The organism is Chryseobacterium sp. R2ACT005 (assembly GCF_049949215.1).
Taxonomy (GTDB): Bacteria; Bacteroidota; Bacteroidia; order Flavobacteriales; family Weeksellaceae; genus Chryseobacterium.
The window spans coordinates 2,078,164-2,100,409 of sequence record NZ_CP188192.1 but is presented as its reverse complement, the minus strand read 5'-3'; the positions used below and the strand labels follow the sequence as shown (position 1 = coordinate 2,100,409).

Annotated in this window: 20 protein-coding genes; 6 read left to right on the top strand and 14 right to left on the bottom strand. The window is 35.9% G+C overall.

The features are described from left to right. Positions 1-94 precede the first annotated feature (94 nt). Positions 95-1,168 (bottom strand): resolvase, encoded by a 1,074-nt coding sequence (locus ACPF63_RS09690; RefSeq protein ID WP_426482846.1) that lies wholly within the window; start codon positions 1,166-1,168, stop codon positions 95-97. A gap of 158 nt (positions 1,169-1,326) precedes the next feature. On the opposite strand from ACPF63_RS09690, the gene ACPF63_RS09685 reads away from it, so the two are divergent. Next, positions 1,327-1,887 carry a hypothetical protein gene (locus tag ACPF63_RS09685; protein WP_426482845.1) on the top strand — a complete coding sequence of 187 codons (561 nt, stop codon included), beginning with the start codon at positions 1,327-1,329 and terminating at the stop codon, positions 1,885-1,887. Between the two features lie 145 nt (positions 1,888-2,032). Here ACPF63_RS09685 and infC read toward each other — a convergent pair whose 3' ends face one another. Together infC and thrS are read right to left on the bottom strand one after the other, a co-directional pair. Next, entirely contained in the window at positions 2,033-2,533 is a 501-nt protein-coding gene (infC, locus tag ACPF63_RS09680) for a translation initiation factor IF-3 (protein WP_172625635.1), read from the bottom strand. A gap of 173 nt (positions 2,534-2,706) precedes the next feature. Further along, on the bottom strand, positions 2,707-4,626 hold the full coding sequence (thrS, locus tag ACPF63_RS09675) for a threonine--tRNA ligase (RefSeq protein WP_180563704.1): 1,920 nt from the start codon (positions 4,624-4,626) through the stop codon (positions 2,707-2,709). 451 nt (positions 4,627-5,077) lie between these two features. On the opposite strand from thrS, the gene ACPF63_RS09670 reads away from it, so the two are divergent. Continuing rightward, entirely contained in the window at positions 5,078-6,052 is a 975-nt protein-coding gene (locus ACPF63_RS09670; RefSeq protein ID WP_426482844.1) for a dipeptidase, read from the top strand. 301 nt (positions 6,053-6,353) lie between these two features. On the opposite strand, the gene ACPF63_RS09665 is transcribed toward ACPF63_RS09670, so the two are convergent. Further along, on the bottom strand, positions 6,354-7,898 hold the full coding sequence (locus ACPF63_RS09665; protein WP_426482843.1) for a hypothetical protein: 1,545 nt from the start codon (positions 7,896-7,898) through the stop codon (positions 6,354-6,356). A 148-nt stretch (positions 7,899-8,046) separates the two neighbouring features. Here ACPF63_RS09665 and ACPF63_RS09660 point away from each other — a divergent pair, with 148 nt between their 5' ends. From ACPF63_RS09660 to leuB, 4 genes are all read left to right on the top strand, one after another. Further along, entirely contained in the window at positions 8,047-9,210 is a 1,164-nt protein-coding gene (locus tag ACPF63_RS09660; RefSeq protein WP_426482842.1) for a 2-isopropylmalate synthase, read from the top strand. 31 nt (positions 9,211-9,241) lie between these two features. Next, positions 9,242-10,630: a 3-isopropylmalate dehydratase large subunit gene (gene leuC / locus ACPF63_RS09655; protein ID WP_426482841.1), complete on the top strand. Its 1,389-nt coding sequence runs from the start codon at positions 9,242-9,244 to the stop codon at positions 10,628-10,630. A gap of 232 nt (positions 10,631-10,862) precedes the next feature. Then, entirely contained in the window at positions 10,863-11,471 is a 609-nt protein-coding gene (gene leuD / locus ACPF63_RS09650) for a 3-isopropylmalate dehydratase small subunit (protein ID WP_047374956.1), read from the top strand. After that, on the top strand, positions 11,452-12,576 hold the full coding sequence (gene leuB, locus ACPF63_RS09645; RefSeq protein ID WP_426482840.1) for a 3-isopropylmalate dehydrogenase: 1,125 nt from the start codon (positions 11,452-11,454) through the stop codon (positions 12,574-12,576). Before leuD ends, leuB begins: the two co-directional genes overlap by 20 nt. A gap of 102 nt (positions 12,577-12,678) precedes the next feature. Here leuB and ACPF63_RS09640 read toward each other — a convergent pair whose 3' ends face one another. The 10 genes from ACPF63_RS09640 to ACPF63_RS09595 form a co-directional block, all read right to left on the bottom strand. Next, complete coding sequence (locus ACPF63_RS09640; protein ID WP_180563709.1) at positions 12,679-12,861, bottom strand: hypothetical protein; 183 nt, start codon at positions 12,859-12,861, stop codon at positions 12,679-12,681. Positions 12,862-12,933: 72 nt separating this feature from the next. Then, on the bottom strand, positions 12,934-13,539 hold the full coding sequence (locus ACPF63_RS09635; protein ID WP_047422912.1) for a DUF4230 domain-containing protein: 606 nt from the start codon (positions 13,537-13,539) through the stop codon (positions 12,934-12,936). A 3-nt stretch (positions 13,540-13,542) separates the two neighbouring features. Beyond that, positions 13,543-14,106: a TlpA family protein disulfide reductase gene (locus tag ACPF63_RS09630; protein ID WP_077417535.1), complete on the bottom strand. Its 564-nt coding sequence runs from the start codon at positions 14,104-14,106 to the stop codon at positions 13,543-13,545. Between the two features lie 2 nt (positions 14,107-14,108). After that, positions 14,109-14,576, bottom strand: coding sequence for a nucleoside triphosphate pyrophosphohydrolase family protein (locus ACPF63_RS09625; RefSeq protein ID WP_047374946.1), 468 nt, complete (start codon positions 14,574-14,576; stop codon positions 14,109-14,111). A gap of 104 nt (positions 14,577-14,680) precedes the next feature. Beyond that, positions 14,681-15,412 carry a hypothetical protein gene (locus ACPF63_RS09620; RefSeq protein WP_426482839.1) on the bottom strand — a complete coding sequence of 244 codons (732 nt, stop codon included), beginning with the start codon at positions 15,410-15,412 and terminating at the stop codon, positions 14,681-14,683. A 105-nt stretch (positions 15,413-15,517) separates the two neighbouring features. Then, positions 15,518-15,928, bottom strand: a complete 411-nt coding sequence (locus ACPF63_RS09615; RefSeq protein ID WP_426482838.1) for a hypothetical protein — start codon at positions 15,926-15,928, stop codon at positions 15,518-15,520. Positions 15,929-15,938: 10 nt separating this feature from the next. After that, a complete protein-coding gene (locus tag ACPF63_RS09610; RefSeq protein WP_426482837.1) occupies positions 15,939-16,652 on the bottom strand; it encodes a hypothetical protein in 714 nt (237 codons plus the stop codon). Positions 16,653-17,122: 470 nt separating this feature from the next. After that, positions 17,123-20,050 (bottom strand): reprolysin-like metallopeptidase, encoded by a 2,928-nt coding sequence (locus ACPF63_RS09605; RefSeq protein ID WP_426482836.1) that lies wholly within the window; start codon positions 20,048-20,050, stop codon positions 17,123-17,125. A gap of 370 nt (positions 20,051-20,420) precedes the next feature. After that, positions 20,421-20,918, bottom strand: coding sequence for a DinB family protein (locus ACPF63_RS09600; protein ID WP_426482835.1), 498 nt, complete (start codon positions 20,916-20,918; stop codon positions 20,421-20,423). Between the two features lie 20 nt (positions 20,919-20,938). Further along, the gene (locus tag ACPF63_RS09595; protein WP_077417523.1) at positions 20,939-22,078 is read right to left on the bottom strand and encodes an acyl-CoA dehydrogenase family protein; all 1,140 of its coding nucleotides are present in this window, start codon (positions 22,076-22,078) and stop codon (positions 20,939-20,941) included. Positions 22,079-22,246: the final 168 nt, after the last annotated feature.

The window sequence follows — 22,246 nt, the reverse complement described above, 5'->3', positions numbered from 1 at the left end:
CCGCAAAGATATTGGACTTTATAGCTATAAACACTGGCTGATTTCAGGGGTTTTTATTCTAAACTTAAATTAATTTTACCCTTAAAAATTTTTCCTAAAACAGATTTGCTTTCAACTGGATTTTTATATAAGCTGCTTTCTGCTTTTTACCATTGACTGAAGCTGAATTGAGTGGATAGACTTCTGCATAAAAAGTATCATTATCAGTCCAGAATGCCTTTTTATTATCTGCTATTTTGAAGTTGGTGAAATTCATGTACAAAAGATTATCTTGCTTCTTTGTTTGTGGAAAATATTTAGAAATAACAAAATTACTCCCCACATCATTATTGGATGAAACAGAAGTAACCCAGCCTTTAGTAGGAAGAATTTGTGGATAGCCTTCTGTACCCAGCTCAAACATCACTGCGTTTTTTATACTGTAAAAAGAATAGAAGGAATCTACAACTTCGTCAGAATTCTCTTTGAAAACCTCCAGGTTTAAGAAAGGTGACTGTCCCACATATTCATTAGCAAGCGGCCCGGTTTCTGTAGAGATATTTTCATGTTGTGTAATGACTTCTTTTCTTCCATTTTCTATGTATACCCAGTTGCCATCCTGCAGTTGTATGTTCGGATTTTTTACCAATGCTTCACCAATTTGATTTTTTGAGCCGGCTTTAAATTCCTGTTCTGAAATCTCAGCAATGGTACCAAATTTCTTAAAAGATTTGTTCTTAAAATCACTCGATTCCTTAAATGTGCTGCTTCTGATCTCGTAAAGATCTACGCCCTTTAAAGTAAGTTCATATGCCGGAGTGAATTCTGACTTCAGGACAAACGCTTCAATACTGTTCGAAATGTTGTTATTAATGCTATAATGAATAGAGTAGAAGTCCTCAAATTCTTCAAATCCGTAATAATTATCAAACTTATTATAAGCCATTTTCATATGAGCAGCATCTTTATTCGGAGCCGCAAAAAATTGTATAGAATCCAGCTTGGTAAATAATTGAAATGGAACATCCTGTACATTATCTACCCCTTTTATTTTTTTGAAATCGGCCAGTGTTATCGTTTTTTGCTTAACTTCAGTTTCTACTTTGTTTGTTTCTGTTGTTTTATTCTGCTGATTGCATCCCACAAAAACAATCATAGATGAGATGAAGAATTGATTTAAAACTTTCATTTTATATTTTTTGGTAAATGTATCAGTATTCAGTACAGATACCAACAAAACTACCAGGTATAGGGAATAAATGGCTGAAAACAGGGATATATTGAATGAGAGAATTTGGACAATTTTACCAAACGATAAACTAAGTATTGTAAAATTATTTATAAAAAATGAAAAACGTAATAATCAGCCTTTCAATTGTGACCGCTTTACTAGCTTCCTGTTCACCCGCTACAGACAAAAAAGTGGAAAAAGTGGCTTCTACAGATGCTAAAACAGCTCCGGTTTCTACACCTGCTCCGGAAAAAAATAATACATCAACATCAGAGCTACCGGGTGAGCTTTCAGAACTTGTTCCCATTGATCTCCTGAATAGTAAAAGTGTAAATGTGTATGAGAAATATGGCATAGAATTCTCCGGAAACTGTTATTCATGCGATTTGACAAGCGTATCCATAACCAAAGAGATAATAATATGGACGAATGTCTGTGATGAAAAAGATACCTTTGAAATTAGTGATTTTTCATTCTCTAATGAAGGAAACAAAACCATTTTTAAAACACCGGAAAGAACTTATATCGTAACGCAAATAGATAAAGCACCCGTTTACGAACTCGTTATAGAAGGGAAAAAGCTGGAATTAAAAAACAAAAGAATATCAAAATACTTTACCACCGAAAAAGCTTTGCCACTTTTTACAGAGCATGACTGTGGTAATTTTGAGGGATAACAGACACCTTGTAAAAGTATAGCCGTTGATTCAGTTGGCAAATAGTATGGATGGATCAACGATATTTACAGTCTTTTCTAAAATTTTTAGCATAAAAAAACCTCAAATTGCTTTGAGGTTTCTTTATATTAAAATAATGACTTAATTATTTTGCTGGTTTTTTAGGACTCATCATCATAATCATCCTTTTTCCTTCAAGTTTAGGAAGCTGGTCTACTTTACCCACGTGCTCTAGTTCCTGAGCAAGTTTTAAAAGCAAAATTTCTCCCTGATCCTTAAAGATAATCGAACGTCCTTTAAAAAATACGTAGGTTTTTAGCTTAGAACCTTCTTCAAGGAATTTTTCAGCATGCTTCTTTTTGAATTCATAATCATGGTCATCTGTCTGAGGCCCGAAACGGATCTCTTTTACAACCACTTTTACTTGCTTCGCTTTAAGTTCCTTCTGTTTTTTCTTTTGCTCATATAAGAACTTTTTGTATTCTAATATTCTTGCAATAAAAGGTTCGGCCTTATCAGAAATTACTACTAAATCCAATTCCTGTTCCGCAGCAATCTGTCTTGCTTTGTCAATTGGATAAATTCCTGGCTCTACGTTATCGCCCACCAAACGAAGCTCTCTCACACGAATTTTATCGTTGATCAAGTGTAAGTCCTCCTGTACAGGACGTCTTTGTGGGCCCCTGTTGTTAAATCTTTGTGCTATTGTATTATAATTTTATTGGTTAATTACTTAATTTAATTGATTTAAATATTTAAAAATTGAAAGATTCTGTTCTGGTATTAATCCTTTGAATCCTTCAATCTTTTAATTTTAAATTATATGGCTGCTTCTTTTTTAAAGTAAGCAACGAAATCCTCCAGTTTCATCACTCCAAGATCTCCTTCTCCACGTCTTCTTACAGAAATCGTGCCTTCATTTTCTTCATTTTCCCCTACTACAAGCATAAAAGGAATCTTATTCAATTCCGCATCACGGATTTTTTTACCTGTCTTCTCGTTTCTGTCGTCAATCTGACCGCTAATATCGTGATTTTCCAAAAATTGTGAAACTTTTTTTGAATAATCTACATATTTTTCACTGATCGGTAGAATAATAAACTGCTCCGGGCTTAACCATAATGGGAAATCACCTGCTGTGTTTTCCAACAAAATAGCAATAAAACGCTCCATAGAACCAAATGGTGCTCTGTGGATCATTACCGGTCTGTGTTTTTCATTATCATTTCCGATATAATGAAGATCAAATCTTTCAGGAAGGTTATAATCTACCTGGATTGTTCCCAGCTGCCATTTTCTTCCCAAAGCATCTTTCACCATGAAGTCAAGCTTAGGTCCATAGAATGCCGCTTCGCCGTATTCCACAACTGTTTTTAATCCTTTCTTCTGAGCTGCATTGATGATGGCACTTTCTGCTTTCTCCCAATTTTCATCAGAACCGATATATTTTTGTTTGTTTTCAGGATCTCTTAATGATACCTGAGTTACAAAATCTTCAAACCCTAAAGATTTGAAAACATAAAGAGTTAAATCGATTACTTTTTCAAATTCTTCAGAAAGCTGATCCGGAGTACAGAAAAGGTGAGCATCATCCTGAGTAAATCCACGAACTCTTGTCAATCCGTGAAGCTCTCCACTTTGCTCATATCTGTAAACAGTTCCGAATTCTGCATATCTCTTAGGCAAATCTCTGTAGCTCCATTGTGAAGTCTTGTAAATTTCACAGTGGTGAGGACAGTTCATTGGCTTCAATAAGAATTCTTCTCCTTCATTCGGAGTTTTGATCGGCTGGAAGCTGTCTTCCCCATATTTATCCCAGTGTCCTGAAGTTACATAGAGTTCTTTTGCCCCAATGTGTGGAGACATTACAAACTCATAACCTCCTTTTTTCTGAGCATCTGAAAGGAAATTTTCAAGCTTTCTTCTTAAAGCAGTTCCTTTTGGTAACCAAAGCGGCAACCCGGCACCTACTTTTTCAGAGAATGCAAAAATTCCAAGTTCTTTACCTAATTTTCTGTGGTCTCTTCTTTTAGCTTCCTCTAATCTTTCAAGATATTCAGTAAGGTCTTTCTGTTTAGGGAAAGAAATACCATATACTCTTGTCAATTGAGGGTTCTTTTCATTTCCTCTCCAATACGCTCCTGCTGCATTTAAAATTTTAACCGCTTTTACGATTCCTGTATTCGGAATGTGACCACCACGACATAAGTCTGTGAAGTTATCATGCGTTACAAAAGTGATTTCTCCGTCATTAAGATTTGAGATCAGTTCCACTTTGTAAGGATTGTCTGCATATGTTTTTAAAGCCTCTTCTTTAGAAACCGGGTAAAGAGAGAAGGTAGAACCTTTCTTCGCGTTTTCTAAGATCTTTTTTTCAATCTTTTCAAAATCTTTTTCAGATAAGCTTTCATCCCCGAAATCTACGTCATAATAGAATCCGCTTTCAATGGCAGGGCCAATCGTCAACTTAGCATTAGGATAAAAGTCAAGGATAGCCTGCGCCAAAAGGTGGGCAGAAGAGTGCCAGAAAGCCTTCTTTCCAAGATCATCATTCCAGGTCAAAAGCTGTACCGTAGAATCCGTGGTTATAGGTGTGGTTGTTTCTACTTGTTTGTCATTAACAATTGCGGAAATGGTGTTTCTAGCCAATCCCTCGCTTATAGATTTTGCCACATCTAGAGGAGTCACTGCTCCCTCGAATTCTTTGACACTATTGTCTGGAAGTGTAATTTTTATCATTGTTTACTAAGAAATTTTAAGAGGCAAAAATACGGAATTTTTAGATAAAATACTATATCCATCTGTATTTAGAATGAGAATTAATATCGAAAATAGAAAGATTTTTAACGTTTGGGAGTCATATGCTTTAGATTGCAGTGTTCTCAGAAAATAATTCTGTCACTTTTATTGCCTTAGTATAACTGGAATTTGTCGTTTTCTCGGGTTTGTTTTTAAATAGATTACAGAAAAAGCAATAGAAATTTTAAATCTTACAAAAAGAATAAAAATATAAGTTTAGAAGATTAAAAGTAATATCTTAATCCGATGAATACAGGATATTGATACAATAATAAAAGGTTAGAATAAATGAGGAAAAGAAATTGTACTTGTCTTTTATAAATTCCTGAAATACAATAGACCCTATTCAATCAGAATCCAATACATATTAATTTCAAAAATTACAATCCCTATGAACAGGATAAACATCGATTTACATTGTGATCTTTTATATTACCTTTTAAGATCAGATTCAGCGCTTGATGATAAAGAAATAGGTTGTTCGCTGCCTTATTTACAGGATGGAAATGTAAAGCTTCAGGTGATGGCAATGTATGCAGGAACAGGTGCAAACAGTACGGTTCACGGACTGGAACAAAGCAAATTATTTTCAAAGCTTATCAAAAACGAGAATTTTTTCCTTTTTAACAATGATAATTTTAACAATCCGGAAAATAAAAATCGGGTAGGAGTCATCGCTTCTATCGAAAATGCATCTGCTTTCTGTGATGAAAACCAAAGCCTGGAATCCGGATTTAAAAACCTGGAGACAATTATTGAAAATACTGAAAAAGTCTTTTATATCGGAATTACGCATCATCTGGAAAACCGTTTTGGAGGCGGGAATAATGCTACAGCAGGCTTGAAAGACGATGGTAAAGTACTGATCGACTATATTTCTAACCGGAAAATTGCCATTGATTTAGCTCACACAAGTGATCAGCTGGCTTATGATATTTTCACTTATATTGATCAGAGAAATTATTCAATTCCTATTCTTGCAAGCCATTCCAATTACAGAACTGTTTATAAAAACAATAGAAATCTCCCTGATGAACTGGCGAAGGAAGTGATTAACAGAAAAGGATTGATTGGCCTGAATTTTATCAAAGATTATGTTGATATTGAACATCCTGAAAGACTTTATGAGCATATTCAATACGGACTTGATCTTGGCGGAGAGGATAGTATAGCCTATGGTGCAGATTATTTTTACTGGAAGGATCATCCGGACACATCCCGTCATCCTTTTTTCTTTCCTGAACATTCCAACGCTTCGGTATATCCGGCAGTCAATAAAGAAATTGAAGAGCGGTTTTCAACTGAGTTGGTAGAAAAGATCAGCCATAAAAATGCACTGAATTTTATAGAGAATATGTATAAATAAAATCATTTCTTGTCTGTTGAATCAAAGCATAATTATCAGGTCGCTTCTCTGGAGCTATAATTTTAAAACAAATACGTCCTATTAACAGTTAACTCCCATTGGAGTTGGATTTGATCCCATCGGGATCTGCTTTTAATAGAAAAAAAGATGAAGTCTTCATAAAAATAAAGCTCCAGAGGAGCGACCTGTTAATACTAACTCTGTGAGAGTATATTAAAAAGAAAACAGCTGATCTGGTGTTTGATTTTACATGAAATAAACGCAATAATACTTTATAAATTAAGTGTTTGTGTTATTTTATTTAATGCTTTCTTTTATACTTTACTTTCTGCTTGATAATCTCGATGACATCTACATTCTGGACTTTAGATTTAATCCATCCATGGATGTCAATATAAAATAATGACCGTCTGTAATATTCATTTTTAGAATATGTTTCCAGCTTTTTATCAAAACTTTCAAACGCTTTCTGCCTTTGATCCAATACCTGATTATTAAGATTCTTAAAAAACTGAATACTTTCAAAATGAAACTCTTCAGGCTTTTTCATTTTTTTGGCAAACTTTAAAGTAGAAGCGATAAATTCATCATAATCTTCATCATTGCCTGACTCATATTTTGCCATTAAAATCAGAATCCTGGTATGAAACAGCAGATCTTCCTGTACATTTCCCTTAGATTCTATGATCCTCATAGAATACTCAATAGACTTGTCAAACATTTTACTGCCGAAGAACATGGCCGCCATTTTCAGATAGAGAATCATAAAATGGTGTTCATCTATTCTTTCTCTGAGTTTTTCCATTTTTAATTCCACTTCAGGAATAAGCTTGGTTCCTGTGAAAAATTCCCCCTTTACAAAGTGAATATTCATCAGCGTATTGTAATGGGTAAGAAAAATAAGGGACTGAAGATTTTCATTCTGGATAAAATTCTCAGCATGTACCATTTTATTGAAATTCGCGAAATGCTCCTCCAGAATATCAATATTTCCATATAAAAACAGGATTTTCAACAGATAAGTATTCCCTTTGATATACCAAACCGGGTGGCTGTAGATCATTTCAGGCTTTTTATGAAAAAGGTCAACCCACTGATAAGCATATTTCAAGGTGTATTTATAATCCTGCAAAAGCTGGTTTTTCCAGACATGAGCTTTATAGTACCAAAGTTTTTCTGTGAAGTTTAGCTTCTCAGGGTTTATATTTTTAATCTGGGCATTAAAAACATCCATTACTTCCTGCCGGTCTGCATCATTTTTTACATAGCCGTGGGTAAGCATTTCACTGTATAATTTCAGAGAAAGATTAGACAGTTTTGTGGTGTAACGGTTCTGTTTGCTGATCTCCTGAGATTGCTTGATAAGCTCTTCAGCACGGCCTTCAATACTTCGGGTAATGAATTGTGATTCAATTACTTTTTCAAGGTCTATGATTTCAGAAGCAATACTTTTTTCATCCAGTTCCAATGCAGACTGCTTGGTTTTGTCCAATATCTTCAGAGCCTGCTTGTAAAGTCCTTTCTGATACAGAATATTGGCAAAATCGAGCTGCTCACGAAGCTGAATTCTATAGTTTTGATGACTCGGGTTCATACGGAGACTTACGAGGATCTGTTTATAAAGATGGGCTTTAAGATTGGAAAGCTGCTGTTTGGTAGAGATTTTTTTCTCAATAATTATACTTTCATCATATTCCTTCATCTTATCCATTTCGGAAAAGAGCAGCAGAAATTTGGCATCTACATTAATTCCGAGACGGTTCACATATAACTTGAACTGTCGTTTTTCAGAGGTGGTCAATGACTTTACCAATACAAACAAAAAATCTTTCTGCAATTCTGCCATTGTAAATTTTTATAAATTAAAATACTGATTAATAAATGAATACGATTGTTTTTTCAACTGTTGAATATTGTAATTTTCAAAAAAAATGAAAATGAAAAAATATAGCAACCCGTAGTTTTGAACCAAAATTAAGTAAAAAACTTCACTTATGGATTCCGAAAAAATTGAAATTTTTGATACAACACTGAGAGATGGCGAGCAGGTTCCGGGATGTAAACTGAACACGGAACAAAAACTGATTATTGCTGAAAGGCTTGATGAGTTAGGGATTGATGTCATTGAAGCGGGATTCCCAATTTCCAGTCCGGGAGATTTTGAATCTGTTTCAGAAATTTCGAAACTGGTGAGAAAAGCTAAAGTATGCGGGCTGACAAGAGCAAATAAAAAAGATATTGATACCGCAGCGGAAGCACTGAAGTTTGCAAAAAGACCAAGAATACACACCGGAATCGGAACTTCCGATTCTCACATTAAATATAAATTCAACTCGACAAGAGAAGATATTATTGAAAGAGCAGCGGAAGCCGTAAAATATGCCAAAACTTATGTGGAGGATGTAGAATTTTATGCTGAAGATGCAGGCAGAACAGACAATGAATACCTGGCAAGAGTTTGTGAGGCAGTAATCAAAGCAGGAGCCACTGTTTTGAATATTCCTGATACCACAGGATATTGCCTGCCGGAAGAGTATGGTGAGAAAATAAAGTATCTGAGAGAAAATGTAAAAGGAATTGAAAAAGCGGTGCTTTCATGCCATTGCCACAATGATCTTGGACTGGCTACTGCCAATTCTATTGCCGGCGCTATCAACGGAGCGCGTCAGATTGAATGTACCATCAACGGATTAGGAGAAAGAGCTGGCAATACAGCATTGGAAGAAGTCGTCATGATTTTAAAACAGCATAAAGATCTGAATCTGCATACCAATGTGAATTCCAGAATGCTGAATGAAATGAGTACAATGGTTTCCGAACTGATGGGAATGTCTGTACAGCCCAATAAAGCGATTGTAGGAGCCAATGCTTTTGCTCACAGCTCAGGAATTCATCAGGATGGCGTCATCAAAAACAGGGAAACTTATGAAATCATAGATCCTGCAGAAGTAGGAGTGAATGCTTCTTCGATTATTCTTACAGCAAGAAGCGGCCGTTCAGCATTGGCTTACCGTTTCAAGCATATCGGATATGAGGTTACCAAAAATGAATTGGACTATCTGTATCAGGAATTTTTGAAAATCGCCGACCTTAAAAAAGAAATAGGCAATGATGATCTGAGCCTGATGATGGAGTCTTTCAGCAGAAAAATAGGATAGGTTTGATTTTAAAATCAAGATAAAAGTAAAAATGGACAACAGTAAAAAGACACTTTTTGATAAAGTATGGGACGCTCACGTGGTAGAAACCATCCCTGACGGACCTCAGATCATTTATATAGACAAACATCTTATTCATGAGGTAACCAGTCCTCAGGCTTTTGCAGAGCTGGAATCAAGAAATCTGGAAATATTCAGACCGGAACAGATTGTAGCTACTGCGGATCACAATGTACCTACTTTACATCAGGAACAGCCCATTAAAGATGCTCTGTCAAGAAATCAGGTAGAACAGCTTACGGAAAACTGTAAGAAAAACAATATTGAACTTTTCGGATTGGGACATCAATATCAGGGAATCGTTCATATCATTGCTCCGGAATTGGGGGTTACCCAGCCGGGAATGAGTATTGTGTGTGGTGACAGCCATACCTCTACCCATGGGGCATTTGGATCTATTGCCTTTGGAATTGGTACCAGTCAGGTGGCTCAGGTATTTGCCAGCCAATGTTTATTGCTGAACAAGCCAAAATCAATGAGAATTACAGTCAATGGTAAATTGAATGAAAATGTTCAACCTAAAGATGTGATTCTTTATATCATTTCAAAAATAGGAACTGATGGCGGAACGGGATATTTCTGTGAATACGCAGGTAATGTATTTGAAGAAATGTCAATGGAAGGAAGAATGACAGTCTGCAATATGAGCATTGAAATGGGGGCCAGAGGTGGAATGATTGCTCCTGATGAAACTACTTTTGAATATGTTCAGGGAAGAAAATTTGCGCCGGAAGGAGAAGATTGGGAGGAAAAAGTAGAGTACTGGAAAACTTTAAAAACAGATGAAGGAGCTTCATTTGATAAAGAACTGAATTTTGATGCATCAGATATTTATCCGATGATTACTTACGGTACAAATCCGGGAATGGGTATTTCAATCCGCGAAGTTATTCCGGTACCGCAGAATGAATCCGAAGAGAAAGCGTTGAAATATATGGGACTGGAGGCTGGACAGACAGTTAACAGCATCAAAGTTAATTATGTTTTCATAGGAAGCTGTACCAATGCTAGAATAGAGGATTTCCGTTCTGCAGCCCAGTATATTAAGGGGAAAAGTAAATCAGAAGCGGTAAAAGCTCTGATTGTTCCCGGATCTCAACAGGTAGTTAAACAGATTTATGAAGAAGGATTGGATAAAATATTCAATGAGGCAGGATTTCAGATCCGTCAGCCTGGATGTTCGGCGTGTCTGGCCATGAATGATGATAAAATTCCGGAAGGTGAATATTGTGTTTCCACTTCCAACAGAAACTTTGAAGGCAGACAGGGACAGGGTTCAAGAACTATTCTTGCCAGTCCTCTTACTGCAGCAAAAGCCGCAATAGAAGGCAAAATTTCAGCTTTTGAAAGTTTAAACTAAAAGTAATTTTAAATTATGTTTGAACCACAAAGACACAAAAGGTTGTAACACTTAAGTAAGAAGAAATTATCATTCGCTTGCATAAAAAGAGCACTTAAGCTTTTTGAAAATATTTGATTTTCATTCTTATGCGAATTTCTTATAGGGGTTCTTTTTATCCTTTCTTTAAGTAAACTGAAGTGAAAAAAACTTTTGTGCCTTTTGTTGTTCAAAGTCTAACAATGTAGAATACATGCAAAAATTAGTTGTTTTAAAATCCCGAGCAGTTCCATTGCCGGCAGAAAATATAGATACAGACCAGATTATTCCTGCAAGATTCCTGAAAAGTATAGACAGAAAAGGTTTTGGAGAAAATCTTTTCAGAGACTGGAGATTCAATATCCATACAGGAGAACCCAATCCGGATTTTGTTTTAAACAATCCTAAATTCAGTGGCCAGATTTTGGTTGCAGGAAATAATTTCGGATGTGGAAGCAGCCGTGAACACGCAGCCTGGTCTTTGACAGATTATGGGTTTAAAGTAATTATTTCCAGTTATTTCGCTGATATTTTCAAAGGAAATGCTTTAAATAACGGACTTCTTCCGGTAAAAGTTTCTGAAGAGTTTTTAAAAGAAATTTTAGAAGGAATCAATGAAAATCCTGACAATGAGATTGCAATTGATGTGGAATTGCAATCAGTAAGCTTTAAAGATACAACGGAGACTTTTGAGATAGACTCTTATAAAAAAATATGTCTGTTGAACGGCTATGACGATATTGATTTTTTAATCAGCAGAAAACAGACCATCACAAATTTTGAATTAAAGACACAAAAAGCAAATGAGCAACAATTATTTTAAAATCGCGGTTCTTCCCGGAGATGGGATCGGCCCGGAAATCATCAGTGAAAGCATTAAAATATTAGATGTCATTGCTGAAGCTTTTCAATGTAAATTCCATTTTGATTATGGATTAATCGGTGCAGAAGCAATTTTCAAGACAGGAAATCCTTTGCCTGAAGAGACATTGAAAATCTGTAAGGAATCTGATGCTGTGCTTTTCGGAGCTATTGGCGATCCGGTTTTTGATAATAATCCTGAAGCAAAAATAAGACCGGAACAAGGGTTGTTGAAACTCCGTAAAGAGTTGGGATTGTTTGCTAATATCCGTCCTTTGAAAACATATGCTTCTTTAATTGATAAAAGTCCGCTCAAAAGAGAAATTATTGAAGGGGCTGACATTCAGATTTTCAGAGAATTGGTAAGCGGAATCTATTTTGGTGAGAAATTTACAGATCCGGAAGGCGCTTATGCCTATGATGTTTGTAAATACAGCCGTGAAGATATTATTCCGATTGCACACATGGCCTTTCAGGAAGCTCAGAAAAGAAAGAAAAAGCTTACTCTTATTGATAAAGCTAATGTGCTGGATACTTCAAGGTTGTGGAGAAAAACGTGCCAGGAAATAGCTCTGGAATATCCTGATGTACAGCTTGATTATATGTTTGTAGATAACGCAGCTATGCAGCTGATTCTTAATCCTAAGCATTTTGATGTGATTTTGACTGAAAATATGTTTGGTGATATTATTTCTGATGAAGCAAGTGTAATTGGAGGGTCTATCGGATTGCTGCCGTCTGCTTCGGTAGGGGAAAAAAATGCTTTATTTGAGCCTATCCATGGATCTTATCCTCAGGCCAAAGGGAAAGGAATTGCCAATCCTATTGCTTCTATTTTAAGTGTGGCCATGATGCTGGATCATCTTAATTTAAAGGCTGCAGCAGATAAATTAAGACAATCTGTAGAACATGCTATTGAAAACAAATATGTCACGATTGATCTTAATACGAAACAATATTACTCAACAAGTGAAGTGGGAAGCTTTATCGCCGACCATATCAGATATTCTGAAAAATCATATTACAATTTTGAAAATATCAAGATCGGAAAATCGACGATTGTATAGAAAACAAAAAAGTTCAATTAGATAGTTAGAAAAAAAGTTCCGCCTCATATGAGACGGAACTTTTTGTTTTTTAGTACCAATAAGCATTAACAGCTCTTTTCGTTATTTCGTATTGTCCGTTTTTCCTGACTTGTTTTTTGAAGACTTCTGAATGTCTTCTTTATCAATATCAGGTGGATTGGTCTTTTTTGCTGCTGCAGGAATATTCTGGAAATCCTGATTTTGCTTTTGGGTTTCTGCGGTGTTGGCAGATTCTTTCTTGTTGGTTTTTCCTTTTTTATCCATGACTTTGAATTTTAAATTTCAACAATATGGATAATATCATTCAAAGGGTCTGCCAAACAGAAATATTTTATCCTAAAGTCCCAGAATACCAATTTTTCCCGTTTTATCCTCAATGGTATAATTCAGTGCTTTCGCTAAAACGAAAACATTATTAAGGTTTTCCATCAGCTGTTTACGGCCCTCATTTCTCAACTGATTCTGATCAATTGATTTTTCTGCCGTTTCTTTAGCCTTTGCAGTAACATTCTTAATATCTTTCTCCGAAATACGGTTTATGAATGAATCATCTAAAGATTGAATTTCAACACTTGGTGTAATTCTGATCTCAGCATCAGGTAATTCTGTAATAACCAGTTTTTTGTTGATGGAATCCACTTCGATCTTCATTTTATTAAGATCATAAGAAACCTGTGCATTGGTCTTTGTATACGTAATAATGCTGTTGCTGGAAACTTCTTTCCCGAATACTTCATAACCCATTTTGGTTTTCTGCATACTGGAAGTGTTCTGTTCCATCACCACCATCTTATTCATCTTGGAAATCTGATTGGTCAGGATATAATAATCCGACTGTTCTGTTTTAGTTCCAAGGTTCAGACAGGACTTCAGACCAAAAAACAGAAGCACCATAGCGCCGGCACCAGCTGCAAAAGACAGGATTGTTCTATAATTTCTCAAAATCTATTTAAAAATTTCTTTAATAACAGAGGAATCGTTCTTTTTAAGGATTTGAACCAAATCTCTTTCAATATAGCCTGTAGTAGGCATTTCTACAATTCTTCCAATCTCTTTTCCGTATCTTTTCAGGATAACGGTAGGGACTTTTTGAAGATTATAAAGACTTTCATCCCCGGTAGGAGATTCTTTCTTACGGTTTACGGCAATAATATTTAATTTATTTTCCGGATAGTTTACGGCCTCCAATATTTTCATCAGTCTTGGAAAATCTCTGTGGCTGTCTTCACACCATGTTCCCATAAAAACAATAATGTCATAGGTACCGATTTTCTCTTTTTTCAATTCACTGACTGCTTTTTGGTCAAGAGCATATTCATCATGTTCTTTTACATACCAATCTGCATAGGGAGCTTTTAAAAATTGCTCCTTCAGTTGGTTTCCTAAAAGCATTTTGCCGTCTTTCTGAGTTTCAACCTCACGGTTTACGACTACTTTTTGAGCACTAAGCTGTTGTGCAGCTAAAAGTAAGCTTGAAATGGCAACAATATTGGTAATAAATTTTTTCATAATTATTTCTCGATAATTGATTTTAAATCAGCAGGAGAGTAGTATTTGTTTTTTAATACTTTATGATCCGCCTGTCTGTAAACGTTAAATTTTTCTCCGGACTTTTCATAAAAAGATTCTACTTCCTTCTCTTTGTAGAATTCAACGGTTTCCTTTGCCTGCTCTTCATTATCACACGCTTTCGACATATTGGAACGCTGAACTTCGTTGAATAGCTCTACAAATTTGCTGCCAAGTCCGAATTCCAGCACAGCACCACTCAAAACATACTGAAGATCACACAATGCATCTGCAATTTCTACAATATTATTATCAGCAATTGCCTGTTTCAGTTCGTTCAATTCTTCCTGTAAAAGTTCTACTCTCAGATTGCATCTTTCCGGAGAAGGAATTTGCGGAGTATCTAAAATAGGGGCTTTGAAAGTAGTATGGAATTCTGCTACTTGGTTCAGACTATCAATTTTATCCATGAATTTTTTTATTTCCCACAAAGATAGAAAAGGATTTGTAAAATGTGAAATGTACAAGAGTAAAATATGGAATCCAAAAATGCAGACTATCCAGTGTTTTTATTTTATTCCCGTGAATTAAAGTTTATAGGCATTCTAAACCATGAACTTACTGGCAACCCTTTAGTTTTTGCAGGGCTCCACTTTCCTTTTATTTTTTTTAGTGCAAATTTTACATCTTCAAGAAGAATTTTATTGTTTTCTACTTTGGGTTCAAGATCTACATTGACGATGTCTCCATTTTCATCTATTGCAAAAGATATAATAAATGTTCCTTTAGGGTTGTAAGATTCCCAATCTAAATAATTATATAAGCTTTCAAGGACATCTTTTCGAAAAGCTTTCATTCCACCGGGAATATCAGCAGATTGATATGCTTTAATGATATCATAATCGGGTTTGTAATTTTCAAAAAAATCTTTCGGCTGAAACAGAAAATCAAAATAAGCCGGAATTGTTTTCCCGTCTTGTTCTGCAGGCTGCCAGTTTTTCAGGCTTCCTAAAGATTTTACCACAAGAGTAAAAGCGCATTTGTTTTTCTCTATGATGCTTTCATCACTTTTCTTCTTTATTAAAGCAGGTTTGCCATTCTCATCAATCTTTAGACTTACAAAATACATTTCATTTTTATCACATGGCTTAGATCCGCTTTTCAGAAAATAGTCCTGCATTTCTGAGGATAACTGGATGGTACCTCCTTTATAAGGAAACTGACCTTCCGGATATTTAGCGAGTGTTTTTTGTGAAAATGAAGATCCAAAGTATAGAGTAAAAAGAAATAAGATTATTTTTTTCATTTATAGAAGTTTTTCACGGTTCAAATTAGTTTGTTTGCTAAATTAAGAAAAAGTCTACAACTTGAAGGTTGTAGACTTTTATTATATTCAGTAAAATGATTCTAGTTATTCATATTTCCAAACGCCGGAGATACTCAATATCATTAGTCCCGGCTGTTTTTCTCCATAGCTGAATACGCAGATGTATTTTGAATGACAGGAAGAACAATCTGTCCCAAAATATAAGGTAGGCAGATCATTAACAGTCAATTCTCCAAAATGAAGCATTCTTTGAGAAGTTCCGTTGACGATTCCGTGTTTTAATAATTCATCTTTGGATATTATTTTGTCTTCATTGTACATCTGGAAGATTGGAAATCCTGATTCGTAGGGCTTTATCTCAACCGTATTTTCATGACCGCAATTACAGCAGGTAAAAGTGGTAATGGCTGCTGGAAGCGCTTCATCATTAATGAAAGTGCTTTTTGTAACTGAAGCTTTTTTAGTAATGTTTATTTTGTTTGATATTGAATACATCTGAATGAATTTATGGCTGAATAACTGTGCCCACTAAGTTAGGATATTTTCCGCTTGGACTTTTCTTGATGGTAACTTTTATATAGCCTTCTTCTGCTAGCTTATTCCACGTTTTCTGATAACCAGTGTTGATGTCAATCGGAATTTTCCACATGGTTTGCTTTCCTTTACCCGCCTGGCTAAACCAAGGAATAATGTCTGCTGTCTGTGTTTTAAACTGCATTGAATTGTTCAAGACATCAATCTCATAATAGAAGTCGTACTTGTCTTCAGGCTGGTTTAATGCTCTTTGGGTAAACGTATAGGTATATCCGTTGATGATAGGACTTGTAAAACTTCCTCCCAAAGTAGGAACACCTGTTCCGTTATAACTGCCTACAGCACCGCTGTATCTGTCAAATTTCTGTCCAACCTGTAATGCAACATCATCAACGATATTGTAGCCTCCGTTTGCAGGCGGCCATCCGCCGTTTAAATTATTAGCCTTAAAAAGTGATTCCAGCTCGCTCCATTTTCCTCTTTTATAAAGATCATAGGCTTGGTTTCTAAGAGGCTGGCTTGCCGTATTGTTGGGGTCATAAGTTGTCGCCAGTTCATCAGCATTTTTGTAGAATACGGTTGTGACATCCGGATTGATGTCTATTTCATCATCTCTATCCGAATTACAGGCAATAGAGAACGAAGTAATAGTAAAAAAAAAGAGGTACTTAAATAAATGTTTCATATAAAAATTTTTAAATTATTTTAAAAATCAGAGGTATTAGAAGGGGCTGCCTTTTTGAAACATCATTCTTTACAAAAATCTTAAGTGGAAATGTTGATATGAATATTATTAATGTTTTTCCGTTCAAAAAATGATCGGAATCTGCCTTAATAATAGTTTTTTCTGGCAGTAAATTGTTGAAAGATCAATTCAGCCAAAATAGGGTCGAGAGAAGCAACTGTATCAGACGTTCAAAAAACGACTTCGGAGCTCCCTTAAATACAAACTGGGTAAACGGTACAACAAAAGAATATTATTGTTCGATAAATTTAAATTAAAAAACTCAAATACTAGTTATTTTATTTTAAATAAAAAAAATTTATGAAATTAGTTACATTCATAAATGCATTTAATATAATATTTTACATTTTGCAAAAATAAAACTGCCCCGTAAAGGGCAGTTTTTTCACATCGTTTAATTTTAAAAGTTATTAATTTTTAATAAATCTTTTAGTTGATTCTCCAATTTGAAGCATATAAGCACCTTTAATTAGATTGCTTACGTTCACAGAGCCTCTCTGAAGTTTTCCTGAGTCAATTAGTTTTCCACCCATATCGAAGATTTTATAGTCTTCTGAAGTTGTATTGGAAACATAAAGTACATCTCTTACAGGGTTTGGATAAAGCTTAATATCTGTGATCAGATCTTTTGTATTCTGAAGATCTCCTTTTCCTGAAGAAACGATATTAAGAGTGTAATCTTCAACCTGGCCATACGTGAAAGCTTCACATGATGAAGTAGGTATTGAACTGTATTTCATCATTACTCTCATTCTTGTAGATCCAACAGTTGCTGTAGCTGGAATTGTGATAGATCCTGTTACTGGGCTTGTTGTAGATCCTGCTTTTGTCCATGCTAATTCTCCACTGTCTGTAAAGTCTCCATCACCGTTGTAATCAATATAAACAGCATATGCTTCGCTATATTTTGTAGAGGTCCAAACCGGAGTAACGGAGATCGTATAAGCACTTCCTCTTGTTACATTGGTAGAAACTGAAGTGAAGTTTTCGTAACCAGCTGTTCCTGTAGAAGTATTATTAATAGATCCAAATGTTACATTTCCGATTCTTTCATCTGCTGTGTTAGATGCTGATGAAGAACAGTATGAAACGCTTCCTCCTGCAAGAGTGGTAACACTTACTGTATTGCTGGAAACAGATGCGTTTCCTGCTGCATCTTTTGCTTTAACAGAGAAAGAATAGGTTGTTGATGGAGTAAGTCCTGTTACAGTATATGTAGTAGAAGCTGTAGAACCTATTAATGAAGCCCCTTGATATACATCATATCCGGTAACCCCTACATTATCAGTAGCACCTGACCATGAAAGGTTAGTTGTTGTAGCAGTAGTTCCTGAAGCAGCAAGGGTAGGAGCTGTAGGAGCAACGGTATCAGTTCCGGAACCTGCATTTACAGAGATGTTGGCATTGTTTACATCAAAGAAAATGTGATTTGATCCTTTTACCATAATTCTTCCTGTAGTGGTAGTAGAATTAGGAATAGTAACTGCCTGTGAACCGTCATTTGGTGTTCCTGCCAACAGAGTAGTCCATGTATTTCCACTGTCTGTTGACCAAAGGATATCTACATTGGCTGCATTCACACCATTAGCTGTAGTTCCTGCCACGTTCCATGTAATGGTTTGAGAGCTTCCTCCAGCGTAAGTTGTTGCTGAATTTTGTGAAGTGATATTGAATGGTCCTGCAGTTCCATTAACTGTGATTACCGCATCGTCAGAATTGTTTCCTGAACCTCCTGCCTTGTTATCACGAACGGTAAATCTGAAGTTTAATGTTCTGGCCACTGAAGAAAGTGCTTCTACCGTGATTTCAGACCCGGCTGTAGTGGTTGCACCTGTTAATACAGAAGCCATTCTTGGGAAATATCTTACAGGTGCAGTGGTAGGGGTCCATGATCTGAAGTTCGGTCCTGTAGCTTTTGTTGCACTGGCAGCTGAACTTGCTCCTGTTTGTGAAGAAGAAGCATTGTCCATTTGTTCCCAGATGTAGGTTAGAGAATCTCCGTCAGCATCCGTTCCTGTACCAGTCAGTACGAATGGAGTTCCTTTTGGAATTGTATAATCTAAGCCTGCGCTTGCTGTAGGAATTGAATTCCCTGTATTGGTATTGACAGAGCAGGTTTTAGCTTTAATATTATTAGTGATCTGCTGGATACTTATCGCGTGGAAGAATGCATCAGAATGCGGTTGAATATCCTGGCTGGTAATTCCCGCATAGCCCATGATTGTGGATCCTGATCCTGGTTCCATATTGACACCTGTTCCTTCATTGTTCATAGAGAATGTATGATTTCCTCCGAACTGGTGTCCCATTTCGTGAGCCACATAGTCGATATCAAAATTATCTCCTGAAGGAATAGCATCTGCAGGGGAAGTATATCCGCTTCCTTTTGATCCGTTTGTACAGATACAGCCGATACAGCCTGCATTTCCACCGCCTCCTGAAGCTCCGAACAAGTGTCCGATATCATAGTTGGCTTCACCAATTACAGAAGTTAAAGTGCTTTGTAATTGAGAATTCCAGCTGCTCATTCCGGAAGCTGCAGAATAAGGGTCTGTAGATGCGTTGGTGTAGATTACAGCATCGTTATTAGCGATCAGAACCATTCTTGCAGCGAAGTCTTTTTCAAAAACACCGTTTACACGGGTCATTGTGGTGTTCATTGCCGCTAAAGCCTGAGCTTTTGTACCCCCGAAATAAGTAGTGTATTCTCCGGTACATGACAGTGCCAGTCTGAACGTTCTCAGTTTGGCATCATCAGCGTTAGGTCTTGCAGCAAGAGCAGAGTTGGAAACTCCTTTCTGTGCAGCGTCTACTACTGTACATTCAAACTTGTTAAGATCATCTTTTTTGTCAGATTTTCTGTACACTACATAAGAAGAAAGATCTTTAGTGTAAGGTTCAATGAAAACTGCAGATTTATCACCGTAAATTTCCATTGATGACAGTCCTAGTGGGGAAACACTGAAATAGACTGTGGAATTAGGATCATCCAGACCTTGTCCTACATAGGATTTGATATCCGGATATTTTGCTGCCAACTCAGGAGCAAAATTGGAATTCTCCCTCACTTTAAAATTTTCCATTCTGCCTTCAGAATTTGGAAAAGAGATGATGAGTTCTGATTTTTCGCCTACAGCCAGTCTTTTGGGAGCTTTTGCAAGAGCATTTTTCAATCCGTTGATGTCCAGGTTGTAAACCTTAGGATTGCTGATGCCTGTTTTGTTTTCAAAAATCTCTGATGAAGTTTTTCTGGAACCTTCAGACCAAAGACGGTCAGTCTGTGCGAAAGAAATACCCGAAATAAGGAGCATTCCAATCAGCGTTAATTGTTTTTTCATATTAAATATTAAATTTGATTGTGGAATATCAAAGCTAATGAAAAATATATTATCAAAAACAAAATTTTTTAAGAGAAATTTAGAATATCGACTTAGAATACTATGCAGTACATTGAATATAATTGAAAAAGCTTATTAATAAAAGAAAAATGAAATGATGAAATGTACTTTAATTTTTTTTAAAAAATAAAATAGATATATTTCTTTATTAATTTATTAAAATGAGACAATAAAATTTGTTAATTATTTAATTATATGCAAGAATGTTAGTGAATTAAATTTTGATAACTGCTGTCATCTATTCTACATTCTGTCTACAAAAAAAGCTGTTTCAAAATGAAACAGCTTAGTATATTTATATAATCCTTACTTAGAATTTATCATCAGCAGTAGGGCCGTAAAGTCCAGGGACTTTGTTTCCGGTTGATCTTAAATAAACAACTAATTCCCCTCTGTGATGGTACAAATGATTATAAAGAAAACCTCTTACCACCTGGATTCTTGGAGATGGCGGAAAAGGTACGTTTCCGTTCATTTCCATTTTCCACTCATTGAAATAAGTATTCTCATCCGAGTTTTCCAGAACTTTCTGTGCGTTGGCAACATTTTCTTCAAATTTTGCTAGGATATTTTCCGCTTTGGAAATATCTCCTTTGTCATACTTATACGCACCCATATCAAAAGTGTCCTGATTGAAAGTGGATTCGTACCAATTGTAAACTTCAGCAATGTGAGAGGCTAACTGTCCGGTTGTCCAGTTTTTTTCAGACGGTTTCCAGTCTAATGCGCTGTCAGGGATTGCCTGTAAAATTTTTCTGGTGTTTTCAGTTTCGTGCAGAAATTCACCTAACAGTGCCTGTTTAATCATTTGTATTGGGATTTAAAGATTTATTTTGTAATATCTCTTCCAATTACCAGTCTCTGGATCTCAGAAGTACCTTCACCAATTGTGCAAAGTTTAGAATCTCTATAGAACTTTTCAGCCGGGAAGTCTTTTGTATAACCGTATCCTCCGAAAATCTGAACTGCATTGTTGGAAATTCTTACACAAGCTTCAGAAGCATATAGTTTAGCCATAGCTCCTTCTTTTGTCATTTTCTGTTTTGCGTTTTTCAGGGTAGAAGCTCTCTGAATAAGAAGCTCAGCAGCATCAATTTCTGTAGCCATATCTGCAAGCATAAAGTTGATTGCCTGGAAATCTGAAATAGGCTTTCCGAACTGATGTCTTTCTTTTGCATATTTCAAAGCAGCTTTATAAGCTCCTCTTGCAGTACCTAAGCTTAGTGCAGCGATAGAAATTCTACCACCATCCAATACTTTCATAGCCTGCTTGAAACCTTCACCTACTTCTCCTAAACGGTGGGAATCCGGTACACGTACACTATCAAAGATTAATTCAGCTGTTTCTGAAGCACGCATTCCTAACTTATTTTCTTTTTTCCCGGAAGTGAACCCAGGCATTCCTTTTTCTAAAACAAAAGCTGTAGAGTTATTTTTAGCACCTATTTCTCCTGTTCTTGTCATTACTACGGCAATATCTCCTGAAATAGCGTGAGTGATAAAGTTTTTAGCTCCGCTGATAACCCATTCGTCACCATCTTTTACAGCAGTAGTAGACATCCCTCCTGAATCTGAACCTGTATTGTGCTCTGTAAGACCCCAAGCTCCGATTACTTTTCCGGAAGCCAGCTGAGGAAGCCATTTGTGTCTTTGTTCTTCATTTCCAAATTCATAGATATGGTTGGTACAAAGTGAATTGTGTGCTGCTACAGAAAGACCAATAGATGGGTCAACCTGAGAAATTTCATCCAGAATAGTAACATACTCATGATAACCTAAACCGGAACCTCCATATTGTTCAGGAACAACAATTCCCATAAAACCCATCTCACCTAACTGGTGGAATAAGTCTTTTGGAAAAGTCTGGCTTTCATCCCACTCCATAATGTTCGGTCTGATGTTCTTTTCTGCAAATTCTCTAGCCGTCTCCGCTATCATTTTGATGTTGTCAATAGTCTCTGTATTCATATAATAATAGTTAGTGCCCAAAGATAACCAAATTGATGGAATGCTAAAATAATTATTTCATTCATACTATTTAAGCCATAATATGTTTAATTTTCAATTTTTTATAATTTCAGAATTAATGTTTTCTTAATAAAATATTCAGTCTTTTACGATTTTTATTTCACTATT

Bases quoted from the DNA above. Each gene is read 5' to 3' on its own strand.
- ACPF63_RS09615 (WP_426482838.1), bottom strand. From the start codon at position 15,928: ATGTATTCAATATCAAACAAAATAAACATTACTAAAAAAGCTTCAGTT.
- ACPF63_RS09600 (WP_426482835.1), bottom strand. From the start codon at position 20,918: ATGATTAAACAGGCACTGTTAGGTGAATTTCTGCACGAAACTGAAAAC.
- leuB (WP_426482840.1), top strand. From the start codon at position 11,452: ATGAGCAACAATTATTTTAAAATCGCGGTTCTTCCCGGAGATGGGATC.
- leuC (WP_426482841.1), top strand. From the start codon at position 9,242: ATGGACAACAGTAAAAAGACACTTTTTGATAAAGTATGGGACGCTCAC.
- ACPF63_RS09605 (WP_426482836.1), bottom strand. From the start codon at position 20,050: ATGAAAAAACAATTAACGCTGATTGGAATGCTCCTTATTTCGGGTATT.
- ACPF63_RS09670 (WP_426482844.1), top strand. From the start codon at position 5,078: ATGAACAGGATAAACATCGATTTACATTGTGATCTTTTATATTACCTT.
- ACPF63_RS09685 (WP_426482845.1), top strand. From the start codon at position 1,327: ATGAAAAACGTAATAATCAGCCTTTCAATTGTGACCGCTTTACTAGCT.
- ACPF63_RS09640 (WP_180563709.1), bottom strand. From the start codon at position 12,861: ATGGATAAAAAAGGAAAAACCAACAAGAAAGAATCTGCCAACACCGCA.
- ACPF63_RS09625 (WP_047374946.1), bottom strand. From the start codon at position 14,576: ATGGATAAAATTGATAGTCTGAACCAAGTAGCAGAATTCCATACTACT.
- ACPF63_RS09690 (WP_426482846.1), bottom strand. From the start codon at position 1,168: ATGAAAGTTTTAAATCAATTCTTCATCTCATCTATGATTGTTTTTGTG.
- ACPF63_RS09630 (WP_077417535.1), bottom strand. From the start codon at position 14,106: ATGAAAAAATTTATTACCAATATTGTTGCCATTTCAAGCTTACTTTTA.
- ACPF63_RS09595 (WP_077417523.1), bottom strand. From the start codon at position 22,078: ATGAATACAGAGACTATTGACAACATCAAAATGATAGCGGAGACGGCT.
- ACPF63_RS09620 (WP_426482839.1), bottom strand. From the start codon at position 15,412: ATGAAAAAAATAATCTTATTTCTTTTTACTCTATACTTTGGATCTTCA.
- ACPF63_RS09610 (WP_426482837.1), bottom strand. From the start codon at position 16,652: ATGAAACATTTATTTAAGTACCTCTTTTTTTTTACTATTACTTCGTTC.
- leuD (WP_047374956.1), top strand. From the start codon at position 10,863: ATGCAAAAATTAGTTGTTTTAAAATCCCGAGCAGTTCCATTGCCGGCA.
- thrS (WP_180563704.1), bottom strand. From the start codon at position 4,626: ATGATAAAAATTACACTTCCAGACAATAGTGTCAAAGAATTCGAGGGA.
- ACPF63_RS09660 (WP_426482842.1), top strand. From the start codon at position 8,047: ATGGATTCCGAAAAAATTGAAATTTTTGATACAACACTGAGAGATGGC.
- ACPF63_RS09665 (WP_426482843.1), bottom strand. From the start codon at position 7,898: ATGGCAGAATTGCAGAAAGATTTTTTGTTTGTATTGGTAAAGTCATTG.